Source organism: Lentilitoribacter sp. JB5-8 (assembly GCF_055693385.1).
The window spans coordinates 3,660,911-3,674,393 of record NZ_CM146332.1 but is presented as its reverse complement, the minus strand read 5'-3'; the positions used below and the strand labels follow the sequence as shown (position 1 = coordinate 3,674,393).

The following is a 13,483-nucleotide window of genomic DNA, read 5'->3' as shown; positions in this document are numbered from 1 at the left end:
GCTCTTTTGATCAGACGGCTTTAGATGGTCGTGACCTCTACAGATATTTAACGACAATATGAGGTCAAACATGTCCAATCTTTCCAAGCTTACGCTAACAACCACTACACCTAATCAGCCCATTACGGCGCTTGCTCGTAAACGCATCAAGCTTATTCGTAAGTTGGATCAACAACTGCTTGCTGCAGAAGCAGCAGGTGAGGGACTTGAACACACAGAAGAAGTCAAACGCTGGGTTGATAATGCTGAAACAGGCAAGCGGGAACAAGTTGCTTTTAATCGCCCAGTTAAAAAATGGTGGTGGGCCAATCAACACGGTGCACTGATGATCACGCTCAAAGATGGCAATAAGATCATCCCATTGGATGACAAGCATACATCGGTTGAAGTAGGTGGTATTGAAAGCCTTGCAGGATCATTGGAAACAATCCGCGCCGCTGTGATCGCGGGTGAGTTAGATACTCAATTAGAAAAGCTGATTGCAGAGCGTAAGCCATTTGGCAAAAACATGAAACCCGCCATGCAGCCATCAGCTTCCAAATCTGCAAAGTCCAGCTAATGGGAATGGCGCTTATCTTTATCGCAAGCACGTGTGTCTTCGTGCTTGCTTTCAAATCTGTTAGCCTCAGTACGCGCTTTATGATTTTCCATTTCAGAACTGGCAGCATGATTAGCACGAGTGTTCTCGTCATCTTCGCTGCAAGCGTCTGGATTATCTTTGGTACCTAGATAAATCTCTGCTAGCATCCAAACATAGCCTTGCGTAATCATCATACTCTAAGACCCCAATAGAAGCTGCCACATGCGAATGGGCAGCTTCGTTGTTTCAAGCTAGCTGGCTTACCTTCAAGCATCCTCATAGTGCACCACAGCACCATTTTCATTATCTTCAAGAACACGCACTTCCCATTTGCGGTTTGGGTGCCGTTTGATTAGCTCCGTTAAAAGCTTCTCGGCGAGCTGTTCCATACTGGATGAACCTACATTGTGAGTATCGCCAGGAAACACAGATTGGCAAAAACGTTTGAGTTGGAAGAATTCAATCTCACGATCTGTGTGATGAACGTTAACCCGCACAAAGAAATGTACATTGTGGCGATGAAGTTTGGCCAGGAATGACACATCATCATCACCACCTGTTGCAAACCTTGGATCTTTATCTGATCCTTCAAACTGGTGTATGATTTCTCGTTGGAAACTGATCTCAACATGGCGGTTGATTTTTGATTGATCGAGTTGATCTGAGTTTGTCATTACTTATCTCCTATGATTGATGGAGACAGATAAATGAGCAACAAACCGATTTGACGAAAGATGTTTTTCTTACGGGCTTATAAGGCCGCTAATCTGCATAACTTAGCGCAAACTTTGTTCTGTTGTCGCTCTCAGATTTCTTAAGCACGAAGCGTACATGATGTTGGACAGTCTTAACCGGAAGGTTTAACTCAGCAGCAATTTCCTTATCGGATAATCCAACTGTCATTAATTTAGCAACGCGCTTTTCAACGTCACTAAACAGCTGCCATCTTTCATCTTGCTGTTTCGTTTTCATCATGATGTCAGTTGGAAAGAACTCTACATTCTCAGCCATCAAGCGTATGGCATGAACAAGCGGCTCGCCGGACATGGATTTTGTTATCCAGCCAATTGCTCCATTTTTCATAGCTTGGCGAATGAGATATCCATCATCTAATCCAGAGATCATTCCAACGGTTTGGTTTGGATGTTTTTCCTTAATCATTTTAAGACCCTTCAAACCATTTATGCCTGGCATGTCGTAATCCAAAAGTATGAGATCGTAATCAGGATTGTTTTCCAACTCAGGCATTACATAGCTCATGCCGCCAAGTGCATGGGCTTGGATTTGGTCATTTAAGCTATGGAGAAGAATGGCGAGAGACTGGCCGACCATAAGATGATCGTCGACGATGAGAATACGTTTCATATTGTAAGTTTCTTTTGTTGATCTTTGCGTGTGTTTAAAAGTAACTTCGCGCAATGAGAAACATATTTCAATATAAAAAAATTGACGCCGCCATTATGCTGAGCCTGATTGTCCTATGGCTTGTGAGTTTCAAAAGCTCCGCTTTGTTTAGCTTCTTTGGCACATATTCCAGTCTTTGGTATCTGCCTGCAGGGATAACACTATCAATCGCTTTAGCTGTTCCGCTTCGGTTTATAGTCGCACCACTGATTGCCAATTGGTTATTAGCAGTCCCAATTGTAAGCGCATTACTGCATGTTGAATATACAAGTGTTGCCGATCATCTGCTGCACGGGACTAGATTATTCTTGGTTTACGCGGGGGCAGGATGTTTGCTTCGATATGGACTTCAGATTCAATTCCCCGTTTCTAATCTTTCTGATCAACTCAAAGTCATTTCAGTCACTTTGATAGCATCTCTATTAGGCGCTGCTAGCGGTGTATCTCTGCATGTTACTATGGGTAGCTTTGACTGGGATGTTGCCAGAAATATCCTCCTGCCTTGGATGATTGGTGACGGAATAGCAGCCGTGATCGTCCCGCCATTGTTAGTGCCATTGCTAATTAGGTTATTTGCATCAGATGGGCAGCGTGCTCATCATCGCAATTTGTCATCCGTCAACATGCTTGGATTTCAGACGTTTACTATTCTGCTGATTATGTATGTTGCGTTTGGTGTGTCACCACAATTGTCTGAGCAGGTAGAACTTTGGTATGTAGTGGTTCTTCCACCAATCATATTCGCTGTACGTGGTGGTATTCCAAATGCTGCTACTGCTATTGCCATCACTGCATTACTTACGCCGCCAATCGCAACACTGTTTGGTTTTGATGGCGAGCGCATTTCGTTACAGTTTCTTCTTCTTATCGGGGGTGTTTTTTCACTTATGATTGGAGGGGCCATCACCGACAGAGATAATGCGCTTAAGATCATCAAGTTGCATGAAAGTGAACTTGAAAGTCAAATAGCAGATCGCACAGAAAAGCTGCAAAAAGCCTATGAGTTTCAGCAGCATCTTATTCGTTCAATCGGGCATGATATTCAGCAACCCCATTATGCGATTAACAATATGGTCTCTGCATTAAAATTGATGAATACTGATAAGGAAATGATTACACCACTAAGCCAAACAAAGGACTTGGTTCAGGTTGCTATGGGTGTTACGCAAAAAATCCTGGATTATGCAAAGCGGGAAGTTGGGCAAGTCACGACATTTACCAAAAGGTTCAAGGTCCAAAAGGTTTTCGACCAAGTTGAAAAGAGTTTTGAGTTCGAGGTAGACCAACGAGGTATTCAACTCAATTTTGTGCCAACTGATCTTGATCTTATCTCCGATGAACATCTGGTATGGGAAGTGATTACGAACCTTGTTCAAAACTCTATACGTCTTAGTCGTAAAGCAGGATCTGTTGATGTGATCGCGTCATATGAACGGAATTGGCTGGTCATTACAGTAACGGATGAGGTTTCCAATCGAGAAGACCAATCTGGCCAAGCAGGGTTTGGATTAGAGATTGTTCGACAGATTTCTGAACTGCTGGATTTTGAATATTCATTAGAGCCCAATTGCGCAAGAGTTCGGTTCAAAAACAGCACCGATTATTATCAATGAGAAAAACTTTCGGCGACGAAAGTTCTCGAAAAAGTTTCGTGACGAAAGTTTTTTTAGTTTTTTCGGTGCCGAAAGTTTTGTTCCCGGTAATTTTACCGAAGATCTCAGTAAGATTACCGAACTGTTCAGTAATAATCGTTTTTTCTCGGTAATAATCGCACACACAAATCAAAAATAATCTGACAGGTTCTGCCTCATTATTAATTTGAGGAGGGGCTCATGCCTAAAGGATTTTGGACAGCCAGCTACATCGGAGCTGTCGTTTTAATAAATTATTTGTTTGTGATTATACCAATGGTGCCAGTGTTTGGAACCATGTTTCCACCAGTGATGCTCGTCGTTGGCTTTGTCTTTGTGTTTAGAGATTTTTCTCAACGAGAGATTGGACATTGGGTATTTGTTGCAATGTTGGTTGCTGGCGGCATTAGCTACTTTATGTCAGCGCCTGTTGTCGCAATTGCAAGCGTAACAGCTTTCTTTATTTCGGAAGCGGTTGATTGGGGCGTATTCACTTTCACCAAGAAACCGCTCGCGACACGCATACTTTTGTCTTCCACATTTGCTGTCCCAATTGATACGGCTGTGTTCCTTCAAATGGTTGGTCACTTGGATATGGTGAACTTTATTCTCGTATCAATTGCCAAAATGATTGGTGCAGTGACGTTTTGGATTGTTCTTCGCAAAAGAGCTGATGCAGAGGTGGCCGTATGATTAGTATTAGACGCGCTACCTCAATTCTTAGTTTGGGCTTTATTGGTATGGCAATACTATTTGAATTGCTGCCAACAATAGCATTTTTGAATGTAAAACTTCCCCCTGCGTTCCTATTATTTGGTTGGTTGTTTGTCCCCCAGTATTACTGGCCAACTGGTTTAAAGCAGTTTGATCGGCCCATGATTTATGTTCTCATATTCTGGATTATTCAGACCATATTTGGAGAGACGCTTTACCTGACCTTATTCGCAGTTACTTTAATGCCGCAGCTTGTTTATAATTCTCTTTTAAAACAATTTTGGTCTGAACCTCAGACACACAGCATGAATCTTTATATCTGTGTGGTGCCATTTATTGTATTTGTTTATCTTGGCCTAACACAGCAATTTAATTGGCTTGCATGGGCTGTAGTTTCGGCTTCAAACTTATTGTCGATATTTATAGCTCTGAGACTCATTCAACACTATTTTTCATCTGATGTGGAGGCTGCATAATGCCGACACTTTGGATATTTGATATCGAGCCACACGAGCAGCGATATACGAGCGAATGGCAAACCTATTTGCCTCAGCAACTCAATGATTATCTCGCAAAGAAGAACCTGCGACGCTGGAATGTAAAAGTTGTACCGAGCGCACCAACTAGCGGTAAACTTCTCAATGGGGCATTCCTCAACTTTGCTGAGACAAATGTCTACAAATCATCGCAAGTCTCTGCATTTGCATTAGAGGTTCAGAACGGCGATGTTAAAAACGGTGATCGTATTCTATTTACTGACGCTTGGCACCCTGGCGTTATTCAATGCAAATATATGGCAAGCCTTCTCCATCTAGACGTAAAGATAGACGTGATGTGGCATGCAGGTAGTTATGATGCAAATGATCTTCTTGGCCAAAGAAATAAGCCCAACAAAGCTTGGTCATTTGCATTTGAAAAATCTGTGTTCGAAGCTGCTGATCGAAACTACTTCGCAACCGAGTATCACAAGAAACTATTCTTGAGTGAAATCAAACCTTATACCAAACGATCAGCTAGGGTGGTTGGCTGGCCAATGGAATATCTACCTGATCTCCTGAAGGATAGATATAAAACCACTCCCAAAGATGTGATCTTGTTCCCCCATCGAATGTCAGTGGAAAAACAACCGCAAATCCTGCGGGATCTTACACCATATTTTGCAAGCCATAATGTTATCTTTGCCCAAAGCATGAAGCGCAGCAAAGCTGAATACCATGATCTGTTGGCTCGTAGCGTGATTTGTTTTTCTGCTAGCAAACAGGAAACGCTTGGTATTGGCACATATGAGGCCATGTTATGTGGAGCCATTCCCATTGTTCCCGATAAGCTGTCTTACACTGAGATCTACGGAAAACTTTGTTATCCTGCTTCATGGGCTCAGAATATTGAGAAAGCAAAACCTCATACTCACCAAATTGTAAAATTTATCCAACAGGCAATTGGACAACATTCACCGACTGACATGCATAAGGCAGCACTTAAAATCGGTAAAAGGTATTTTAGTGGAGGTGCACTTTATGCAGAACTATTCAGAAAATAACACCAAACCTTCTAAAGTGAACAAACCAATCAAGCCACTGCACGAGTATGAAACAGAAGAAGAGCTTCGTGCTGCATTTGCATACTACGAGCAACAGCATAAAAAGGAATGGCAAGTTCTTGATTACTCAAAGATGATGAACTTCCAGAATGCTGCACTTTACGCACCCGCATTGAGTGATGGATATATCAACAATGTCACTCGTCTTGGAAAGCAGCAGCAAGAAGCCATAGATAATGATGATCCCAGTTTGGATCCGTTTTATGAGCTTTTGAAAGATACACCGTATTCCATCAAAGCTGATGATTTGAAGTTCATCAATCCAAAGTCACGTCTGTGTTTCTATCCGTGGGTTTTATTCAGTGCGGGGCAGGGTGCAAAAACCGAAGCACTCGCTAAGAAAGATAACTGGGTCACAGCTAAGCCGCGTGACCCACGTGTTGTTGTGATTGGCGACAGTGGAGGCTTTCAGCTACAACAACAGACCATTCCGTTTGATCCCAAAACAACACCTGAACGGATGCTCAGATGGTTGGAACGCATTGCTGATCAGTCGATGATCTTGGACTTCCCAACAGGTGGTATTGGAACAGGTGCAATGGTGCCTCATGTCGATAAACTTATTGATGAAGGTGTCAATGTAAACGCTGCGGCAGCACAAGCTGGCTTCTCAACAGGGTTTATGGGTTGTCTTATTCGCACACAGCAGAACAATGATTACTTTGAACAAAATAGAATTGCAGGCGCGACCAAACTTCTCAATGTCATTCAAGGCAGAAATGAAGAAGAAAGCAATCATTGGTATCAATCCGTCAAGCACTATCCATTTGAGGGATGGGCATTCGCAGGTAAGCATTCAGTTCAGCTTTCCATGACACTTCGCCGTCTTATTCAAATGCGCGATGATGGATTACTGAAGCCGGATCAATGGATCCATTTCCTTGGCGTATCAACACTGAAAGTTGGTGTGGCCCTTACATATATCCAACGCGCATTACGCAAACATACCGACGCAACAAATGTGCAGATTACATTTGATTCCAAAAGTCCAATTGATAGCGTAATCAATGGATATAATTCCATTGCTGGTTATGATTTCAGCCGGGATAAATGGAGTATTCATACAGAACCCACTAATTTGACCAAATACCAGAACTCCGACATTTTGCTTAAAAGCTTGGCAGTGGATTGGGCCCATCAACGTGAGTACAGGATGACATCCCAGTCAACACTATCGCATGTCCTGGCACTCAGTGATCTCGTGGGTACTAAGAACACGAAATCTAACAAACGTATTCCATCGTCTTTGCAACAGGCTTTGCTTACTCATCACAATACGCAGGCACTTATTGAAGCCTTCCGACATGCCTATCGATATCTGGATAATAGGTATCACTCGGATCGGCCGAGATCGGTTCAGTTTTTGAACGTGTACATTGATCTGATTTTCAAAGATGAGAAGCCAATGGACATCATCGACGACATAGAAGCTGAACTCGACGCACTCGCTATAGAAGGAAATTTTGGAAGATGAACACTCAACAAGACATTCCAAAAAGCCACAATACTGATAATCGCTTTAGAGCATTTAATGCAACACTGGATGAGATTGAAAAAGCTGTATACGCAGGGCAAGAACTGAAGAATTCTTCAGACAAGAAGATCCATGATGCTTTATGCCTCACACTTGAATTGGGTTATGAGTTTAAAATCAACAATAAAGAAAACAAAGACGACTGGCAGCTACTCAAGGATTTTCTGATCTATCATGAAGAACGCTGGTCAGCAAAATGTGAGGCCAACATGTTCCATGGGCTTGTCAGTGTTGCATTCAACCAGATTGATGGAAAAGGGCTTGATGTTCATTCCGCACCAACTCTTTCAAAGTATCGAGCAGTGCTTAAATATGCCGAAGAGGGTGAGCTTTCATCTAAAAATCTGTCTAAACTGCTAGAAGAAAAAACACTTGATAAAGTTTATCAAGACGCTGTATCAAAAGCCCGATTTGATCCAATTGATAATTATGTTGAGGATGCTGATGAGCGTTTTGAACGAGCTAGTAAAGAGCTTCTTTCGCAATCTTCTCTTCCTACCGTAGATTTTACCTCTGTTATTAAAAAGCCTCAGACCTCATCAGAATTTGCCACTGCTATTGTTAAACTCAATGGCTCCAGTTTTAATATTGTTGGCTTTTTAGAAGATGAAACAGAAAAGCAAATTCAAGCGAAGGTGATTAGCCTAGTCCCCGATGAGGCAAAATATGCTAGAAAGAAGCTGAAAGATAAAAACCTCTACCAGCTTTACGCCTGTTGTGATCTGTTCAAACGCTTCATTCCAAATATTGCTACGCTTAGATCATGGAATAAAGCACATAAGTCCGCTCAACTTCCCGAACTTTCAGAAGATTCCTCTCAAGAAGATATCGATGACTTTTTCATTGCTTTGACCAATCGGCGGAAAGCAGAAGACAAATACAAGAAGGATCTCATTCAGAATATAAAAAGCGGGCAAGCTTCTGCTGTTACTAAGTTCATGATGCTCAATGCATTGGACTTTAAAATAGAACAAGGCAATTTAATCGCTGCTTCACTCACAACCCACCCTAATACGCCATATCTGGAATTCAAATTTGATCAGTCCCGACCAAAGCTGCAAGAGCTCATGCCGCTGATGATCAAAGATATGGATGCAATGGCATTCAGTAAAAGTTTTTTGGAAAGCCGCGATTGGTCATTAAAACGAAAAGAAAATGGTCTTGTTGCATCATCAAGCAGAGAACGCCAAGATCAGTTGTATATTCAGGATTACTCAAACCTTGCCAATTGGAGAACAATTGATAATTCCCTTCAATCCATCGGGCGATATACTTTGGATAAGATTACACTTGATCGATTAAGTCGTTGGAAAACAGAACATGCTGATACTCCTAAATTTACACGTCTATCATTCCAATCAATTCTGGAAGTTGTAGATAATAGCGATACTATTGATCTTGTATTTCCCAACAATAAAAAGGAGCTAAGAACCTTAGGTACTTCGTCAATCAAAGCTCTACCGAATTATCAATCCAAGATCACCAACGAGCGATATTTTGATATCAAACAGGTCAATCAACTTCTAGAATTGGCATTGGATTATCGAATTCACTTTGAGTTTGAATTACTAGAAGGTCACCAAGGTGCAACGGCACTGCGGTTTCATTGTGTCGGCTTGCCGTTCGAAGCATCCATTACAATGCCGCTGCTGTTATCAGTTAAAGGTAATCCAACTGAAATCACGGAAACAGTCTAGTAGCAGGGTCGGCACATTGCGAGGAAGCAGACATTGGTTTGTCTGCTTCAGATGACTAGTAAGTGCCATATGCGGACAAATATCCTGATTTATGCATCTTGCCCATTTAACAGAATTGGTAATACTGTAATAATGGGATGACATTTATATTATTATTGCTCGAATTATTGCGTGATATATTGATTTGAGCTTGTTATCGAACAATGTATCTTCCAACTGAGAATCAATATTGAATTTATTACAGAGATTGTAAAAGAATGACAAAAACCGGACGTGCAAATCGGCCACCAATGGGAGTACCTACGGCTGTTTCAGCTCAGAACAAGATTTTATACCTTGAGTTTTTGCAAACGTTCGACAACGCAGATTGGTCCGGCATCGAAGGTGCGGACAAAGTATTTTTCGCCGCTGATGCTAATGTGCAAGCCAGTCACCCTATAAATACAGCGCCAGGATATTACTCTGACGTGGTGAAGCCTATAGCAGAAGCTTTGCAAGGGTGCCAACGTCAAAACTACATCGTATTAGCTGGCGAGTATTTAGGCACAGAATGGGTCACATCGACCGGGTATTTTTATGGCCATTTTGCCAAGCCATTATTTGGCATACCCGCGAGTGGCAAACAGGCTTTTTTGCGTTTTGGTGAATTCCACCGGATGGAACAGGGTAAGGTCGTAGAAAGTCAGGTCTTCCTTGGCTTTGCTGAGCTGATAATTGCTCTGGGCAAATGGCCCTTGGATACAAGCAAAGGCTATGAGGGCGTAGTACCTGGCCCTGCGACGCAAGACGGGGTGCAAGCAACAATCGGTGATCCCAAGGCTTCCCGCGCCTCTGCCGATCTTGTGGAAGGCATGCTGAAACTACTGGCCACCGAAGACGAACAATGGCGCCCGTTCTGGGATGAACGTATGGTCTGGTACGGTCCTGGCGGCTTGGGGTCTTACTCTACAGTGGAGGCCTTCTCTGAATTTCAACGCCCGTTCGAAGAGACTTTCGATGGATGGGGTGATGGAAAAGAAGTCGGCATCGAGGGTGTTGGTGCAAATTGCAAGGCTGGGGACGGAGACTATGCGTTCCTCAGTGGCTGGCCGGTGATCACCGGCGTGCAAACTGGTAACTTCCTTGGGTTGGAAGCCACTGGCAAACGGGTCTTTATGCGCGACTGCGATTGGTGGCGATGTGAGGACGGCAAAATTCTCGAAAACTGGTGTATGCTTGATATTCCGCATGTGTTGATGCAACTCGGATACGATGTTTTTTCAGAAGTCGCTAAAGTTGGCGAAAGCACCTAGAAGGTACTTATAACTCAGGGCCAAATAATGCGCTAACGGCAAATCATTTAGGAAATCTGTATTCGAGCAGTAATCATTCCTGCATGCGATCATGCCACAGAAATATCAACCCAAAGAAACCTTAAACTGAGATTACCCTGCCAATGAAGAGTTACACTATTTTAGTAGAGTGTTGCATTTGGCAGTCATTGAATTCATCGACAGCATTAGCTCCAATAGCAGCCTATATATTTGGAATTGTGATTGTGGGCGCCATGGAAGAAGATGAAAGTACTTTCACAACATCACATTCTTTTGGTGTGCACACGCATCCAAGTTTGGGCTTTTCTTGTTTCCATTTATGTTGTGCCCCATCTAAATTTACTGGATTGCAACACAGTGTTTGAACCAAGAATTTTTTGGATGATTTTGTCGAACTTGGTTGGGTTTGATGATCGTTCTATACTCTAAAATCAAAAAATGAGCTTCTTTATATAGATAAATAATAATAGGCGTTGTTGCTCACCTTCTGAAAACCAGCAATGTCTCTTTCGGGCCATTTTCAGTCTAATCTATCAGTTTGAAGGAGATCCGCTTTGCTTTGCAGAGCAGACCTCATAGGATGTCAGTCAGTATCAAACTAATCGGCTAGTAATATCTGTTTTTCTGGCTCCACAAGGACCTCTTCGATTGCCTTTACCAAAGCGTTCAGTTCTTTGTGAGATCGGTTAAGTGATTGTGCATAGGGCATTCCAAAATGCCTGCTGGCTGCAAGCCCGTCTCGTTTTAGACGAACATCATGAAGCAAGCGATGTAAAACCAATTGTGTTGGTGTCCGTCCTCTCGCTTTCATGCAGGATAGATAGCTGGGTGATTTACCAAGTACTCTGACCGAAAAGTCCATTTGATCCGTAGATAGGCCAACCTTGTGATAGACAAAGAAGGCAAGACTAACCAATTGGATATATCTGTTGCTATGTGAGGCGCTCACCCCGTTTGTTGGCGTAGGTGAGGGGCGGGTTTGATTTGGTAGTGTTTGGCGTTCGACTTCGTGATATCGCATTATATTCTCCTTGTAGATGATGCTTTAGCTGTTCATCTATTTATGCTTGAGCAGTAGAAGAGCTCGGAGAATACGATGTGCATGTGGTGAGAATTATGGGCAGTGTTCTGCCCATAATGGATTTTTCTATTTGTTTATTGGTTGCCAATCATTTTCTAAAAGATAATGCCCAGATCTTTAAGTGATTTAGCAATTACTGGACTGTTGTTGTTCGCGTTCGAACTCTTTGTTTCCAAATCAAAATTGCAGCCAAAGTAATCGGGTGATCTACCTTTCTTCTCACCAAAGCAAGCTGTGATTGGTAATTGTACGAATACTTGAATGTCTCCATCTTCCTTAAATATGCAAACCGTTCCATCGGCTCTTTGAGAATCATAAAGAACAAAACCATCAACGAATTTTCTCTCTGGATGAACAATTTTAAGTTGGCCAAAGAAGAACCTATCTGATTGGAAGATGTCAGCTTTAGCGCTTTTGCTGATTTCGCAGATGATGTCTAAAAAGTAATTGTATTTCTGCGGAACGCAAGCATCCTTCATGTGATCGATATCTGTGAGATCAACAAACAGCTTCTCACTCTGATTTGGAAACTCAACCGAGCCATTGAAGATGAATTGGTTTTTGCGTTTAGCCCCAATTTTCTTTTCAAAATTTGGATTGTGGTAAAGACGTATGATTGTTTTTTGATAAATAGATTTGTTATCTGACATTATTATTTTCCTTGTTCTGTCATTTAATAGGGCCGCTGATTTCAGGGGCCTTTTTCTTTGCCTTCGATCTTGCGGTTCATTCCGCAATCTCAGGCGCTCAGTTTTGGAGTTTCTTCTAGCGTCGCTTTATTGGGCTTATGCCCAATTCGTCACGTTTGTTACGAGCGAGTTGCTTGCCAATGAAATAAGACCGGGTTGGCTGTTCTGTCCTGTTTCGGTCTTGTCATCTGTTTCAAGTCACGGTTTGCGTTACTAAATGAGTTACATAAGTAACAACAACAAGTAACAAGCAACGTGAGCTGTAACAGGACCAAACAGCAACACATCTTTTTCTAATCCAATAGCAACTCAGTTACCTTAAAAGTAACTCCATTTTTATTTATCAATGGGGATTATGAATTAGGGCGAATTAATGCAAATCGCCAACCAAGTAGGCATTTTATTTGGAGTAAAAACCAAATTTTAATAGGAACTGAATTCGAAAAGTTGGTTCAACCAATAATACACTATAGCAGGCTGACTGCCTGAGTTTTCATCTCATCATTCACATCGATATAGCGTTGTGTTGTTCCGAGGTGTTGATGTCCTGCCAATTCCATGATGACTTTCGGCGATACGCCCTTATGCGCCAGTTGAGTGATAAACCATCTACGTCCACTATGAGATGAGGCACCTTCAATTCCGGCCGCATCATAAATTCGGGTGAATGCTTGCACCAATGAGTTCGCAGAAAAATGTCCACCTCGTTGAGACTCTATGACTGGCTGATCCAAGGACTTCCATTCATGGAGCTGATCCCAATGGTTTTGGATTTCTCGTTGTAGTTTTAGATTGACGAGAATTTGGCGCGCTTCTTTTGATTTGGTGTATTGGGCCTCAAGATAGAACTGCTCTCTAGCATTGAAATCTTGATCTAATAGATCAGACCATTTTAGGATCGCAATCTCGCCCACACGCAAACCCATATAATGGGATAGTAAAACTAGCAGTTTATTGCGTGGGCCGTTTTGCATGTTCTCAGCCACAGCTAATACAGCTTTGAGCTGTTTGTCGTTTAAAACGCGAGCCTGTTTCATCTGCTGCGTAAACCTCTCATATCATAACTTTCAATACCGAATTGTATTGGAAATTATGTTGCCAGATTACTCAAAGAGCGACCGTTTTTTGGCGCTCAATAATATCAGTAGGTTAGGGGAGAGGATAAGTAATTGTATAGAATGTTATGTTTTCTAAACTCCAGCTTTTGGCAGCAATAATTAACAGAACCCCGACGATGTAA

Annotated in this window: 14 protein-coding genes; 8 read left to right on the top strand and 6 right to left on the bottom strand. The window is 42.2% G+C overall.

Features of this window, described 5'->3' with window-relative positions; all coding sequences use genetic code 11:
* The first annotated feature begins 70 nt into the window (after window positions 1-70).
* Window positions 71-559 (top strand): hypothetical protein, encoded by a 489-nt coding sequence (locus tag ACZ1GZ_RS17740; RefSeq protein WP_472666195.1) that lies wholly within the window; start codon window positions 71-73, stop codon window positions 557-559.
* Here ACZ1GZ_RS17740 and ACZ1GZ_RS17735 read toward each other — a convergent pair.
* The 3 genes from ACZ1GZ_RS17735 to ACZ1GZ_RS17725 all read right to left on the bottom strand — a co-directional run bounded on the left by ACZ1GZ_RS17735 (window position 556) and on the right by ACZ1GZ_RS17725 (window position 1,945).
* Window positions 556-774, bottom strand: coding sequence for a hypothetical protein (locus tag ACZ1GZ_RS17735; RefSeq protein ID WP_472666194.1), 219 nt, complete (start codon window positions 772-774; stop codon window positions 556-558). The genes ACZ1GZ_RS17740 and ACZ1GZ_RS17735 overlap by 4 nt on opposite strands.
* Window positions 775-846: 72 nt before the next feature.
* A complete protein-coding gene (locus ACZ1GZ_RS17730; RefSeq protein WP_472666193.1) occupies window positions 847-1,254 on the bottom strand; it encodes a hypothetical protein in 408 nt (135 codons plus the stop codon).
* Window positions 1,255-1,342: 88 nt separating this feature from the next.
* Window positions 1,343-1,945 carry a response regulator gene (locus ACZ1GZ_RS17725; protein WP_472666192.1) on the bottom strand — a complete coding sequence of 201 codons (603 nt, stop codon included), beginning with the start codon at window positions 1,943-1,945 and terminating at the stop codon, window positions 1,343-1,345.
* Window positions 1,946-1,998: 53 nt separating this feature from the next.
* Between ACZ1GZ_RS17725 and ACZ1GZ_RS17720 the strand changes: the two genes are divergently transcribed.
* From ACZ1GZ_RS17720 to ACZ1GZ_RS17690, 7 genes are all read left to right on the top strand, one after another.
* Window positions 1,999-3,597 (top strand): sensor histidine kinase, encoded by a 1,599-nt coding sequence (locus ACZ1GZ_RS17720; RefSeq protein ID WP_472666191.1) that lies wholly within the window; start codon window positions 1,999-2,001, stop codon window positions 3,595-3,597.
* Between the two features lie 219 nt (window positions 3,598-3,816).
* A complete protein-coding gene (locus tag ACZ1GZ_RS17715) occupies window positions 3,817-4,308 on the top strand; it encodes a hypothetical protein (protein ID WP_472666190.1) in 492 nt (163 codons plus the stop codon).
* Entirely contained in the window at window positions 4,305-4,805 is a 501-nt protein-coding gene (locus tag ACZ1GZ_RS17710) for a hypothetical protein (RefSeq protein WP_472666189.1), read from the top strand. Before ACZ1GZ_RS17715 ends, ACZ1GZ_RS17710 begins: the two co-directional genes overlap by 4 nt.
* Window positions 4,805-5,869: a glycosyltransferase family protein gene (locus tag ACZ1GZ_RS17705; RefSeq protein ID WP_472666188.1), complete on the top strand. Its 1,065-nt coding sequence runs from the start codon at window positions 4,805-4,807 to the stop codon at window positions 5,867-5,869. The genes ACZ1GZ_RS17710 and ACZ1GZ_RS17705 overlap by 1 nt, the downstream gene beginning before the upstream one ends.
* Window positions 5,847-7,403, top strand: coding sequence for a hypothetical protein (locus ACZ1GZ_RS17700; RefSeq protein WP_472666187.1), 1,557 nt, complete (start codon window positions 5,847-5,849; stop codon window positions 7,401-7,403). The genes ACZ1GZ_RS17705 and ACZ1GZ_RS17700 overlap by 23 nt, the downstream gene beginning before the upstream one ends.
* Window positions 7,400-9,160 (top strand): hypothetical protein, encoded by a 1,761-nt coding sequence (locus ACZ1GZ_RS17695; protein ID WP_472666186.1) that lies wholly within the window; start codon window positions 7,400-7,402, stop codon window positions 9,158-9,160. The genes ACZ1GZ_RS17700 and ACZ1GZ_RS17695 overlap by 4 nt, the downstream gene beginning before the upstream one ends.
* Window positions 9,161-9,450: 290 nt before the next feature.
* On the top strand, window positions 9,451-10,452 hold the full coding sequence (locus tag ACZ1GZ_RS17690) for a nuclear transport factor 2 family protein (protein WP_472666185.1): 1,002 nt from the start codon (window positions 9,451-9,453) through the stop codon (window positions 10,450-10,452).
* 619 nt (window positions 10,453-11,071) lie between these two features.
* On the opposite strand, the gene ACZ1GZ_RS17685 is transcribed toward ACZ1GZ_RS17690, so the two are convergent.
* From ACZ1GZ_RS17685 to ACZ1GZ_RS17675, 3 genes are all read right to left on the bottom strand, one after another.
* Window positions 11,072-11,494, bottom strand: coding sequence for a hypothetical protein (locus ACZ1GZ_RS17685; protein ID WP_472666184.1), 423 nt, complete (start codon window positions 11,492-11,494; stop codon window positions 11,072-11,074).
* A 155-nt stretch (window positions 11,495-11,649) separates the two neighbouring features.
* Window positions 11,650-12,204, bottom strand: coding sequence for a hypothetical protein (locus tag ACZ1GZ_RS17680; protein WP_472666183.1), 555 nt, complete (start codon window positions 12,202-12,204; stop codon window positions 11,650-11,652).
* A 506-nt stretch (window positions 12,205-12,710) separates the two neighbouring features.
* On the bottom strand, window positions 12,711-13,280 hold the full coding sequence (locus ACZ1GZ_RS17675; protein WP_472666182.1) for a tyrosine-type recombinase/integrase: 570 nt from the start codon (window positions 13,278-13,280) through the stop codon (window positions 12,711-12,713).
* Window positions 13,281-13,483 lie beyond the last annotated feature (203 nt).

Excerpts from the sequence above, each read along its gene's own strand:
- ACZ1GZ_RS17720 (WP_472666191.1), top strand. The coding sequence starts at position 1,999 with ATGAGAAACATATTTCAATATAAAAAAATTGACGCCGCCATTATGCTG.
- ACZ1GZ_RS17715 (WP_472666190.1), top strand. The coding sequence starts at position 3,817 with ATGCCTAAAGGATTTTGGACAGCCAGCTACATCGGAGCTGTCGTTTTA.
- ACZ1GZ_RS17690 (WP_472666185.1), top strand. The coding sequence starts at position 9,451 with ATGGGAGTACCTACGGCTGTTTCAGCTCAGAACAAGATTTTATACCTT.
- ACZ1GZ_RS17685 (WP_472666184.1), bottom strand. The coding sequence starts at position 11,494 with ATGCGATATCACGAAGTCGAACGCCAAACACTACCAAATCAAACCCGC.
- ACZ1GZ_RS17725 (WP_472666192.1), bottom strand. The coding sequence starts at position 1,945 with ATGAAACGTATTCTCATCGTCGACGATCATCTTATGGTCGGCCAGTCT.
- ACZ1GZ_RS17675 (WP_472666182.1), bottom strand. The coding sequence starts at position 13,280 with ATGAAACAGGCTCGCGTTTTAAACGACAAACAGCTCAAAGCTGTATTA.
- ACZ1GZ_RS17695 (WP_472666186.1), top strand. The coding sequence starts at position 7,400 with ATGAACACTCAACAAGACATTCCAAAAAGCCACAATACTGATAATCGC.
- ACZ1GZ_RS17730 (WP_472666193.1), bottom strand. The coding sequence starts at position 1,254 with ATGACAAACTCAGATCAACTCGATCAATCAAAAATCAACCGCCATGTT.
- ACZ1GZ_RS17680 (WP_472666183.1), bottom strand. The coding sequence starts at position 12,204 with ATGTCAGATAACAAATCTATTTATCAAAAAACAATCATACGTCTTTAC.
- ACZ1GZ_RS17710 (WP_472666189.1), top strand. The coding sequence starts at position 4,305 with ATGATTAGTATTAGACGCGCTACCTCAATTCTTAGTTTGGGCTTTATT.
- ACZ1GZ_RS17700 (WP_472666187.1), top strand. The coding sequence starts at position 5,847 with ATGCAGAACTATTCAGAAAATAACACCAAACCTTCTAAAGTGAACAAA.
- ACZ1GZ_RS17705 (WP_472666188.1), top strand. The coding sequence starts at position 4,805 with ATGCCGACACTTTGGATATTTGATATCGAGCCACACGAGCAGCGATAT.
- ACZ1GZ_RS17740 (WP_472666195.1), top strand. The coding sequence starts at position 71 with ATGTCCAATCTTTCCAAGCTTACGCTAACAACCACTACACCTAATCAG.
- ACZ1GZ_RS17735 (WP_472666194.1), bottom strand. The coding sequence starts at position 774 with ATGATGATTACGCAAGGCTATGTTTGGATGCTAGCAGAGATTTATCTA.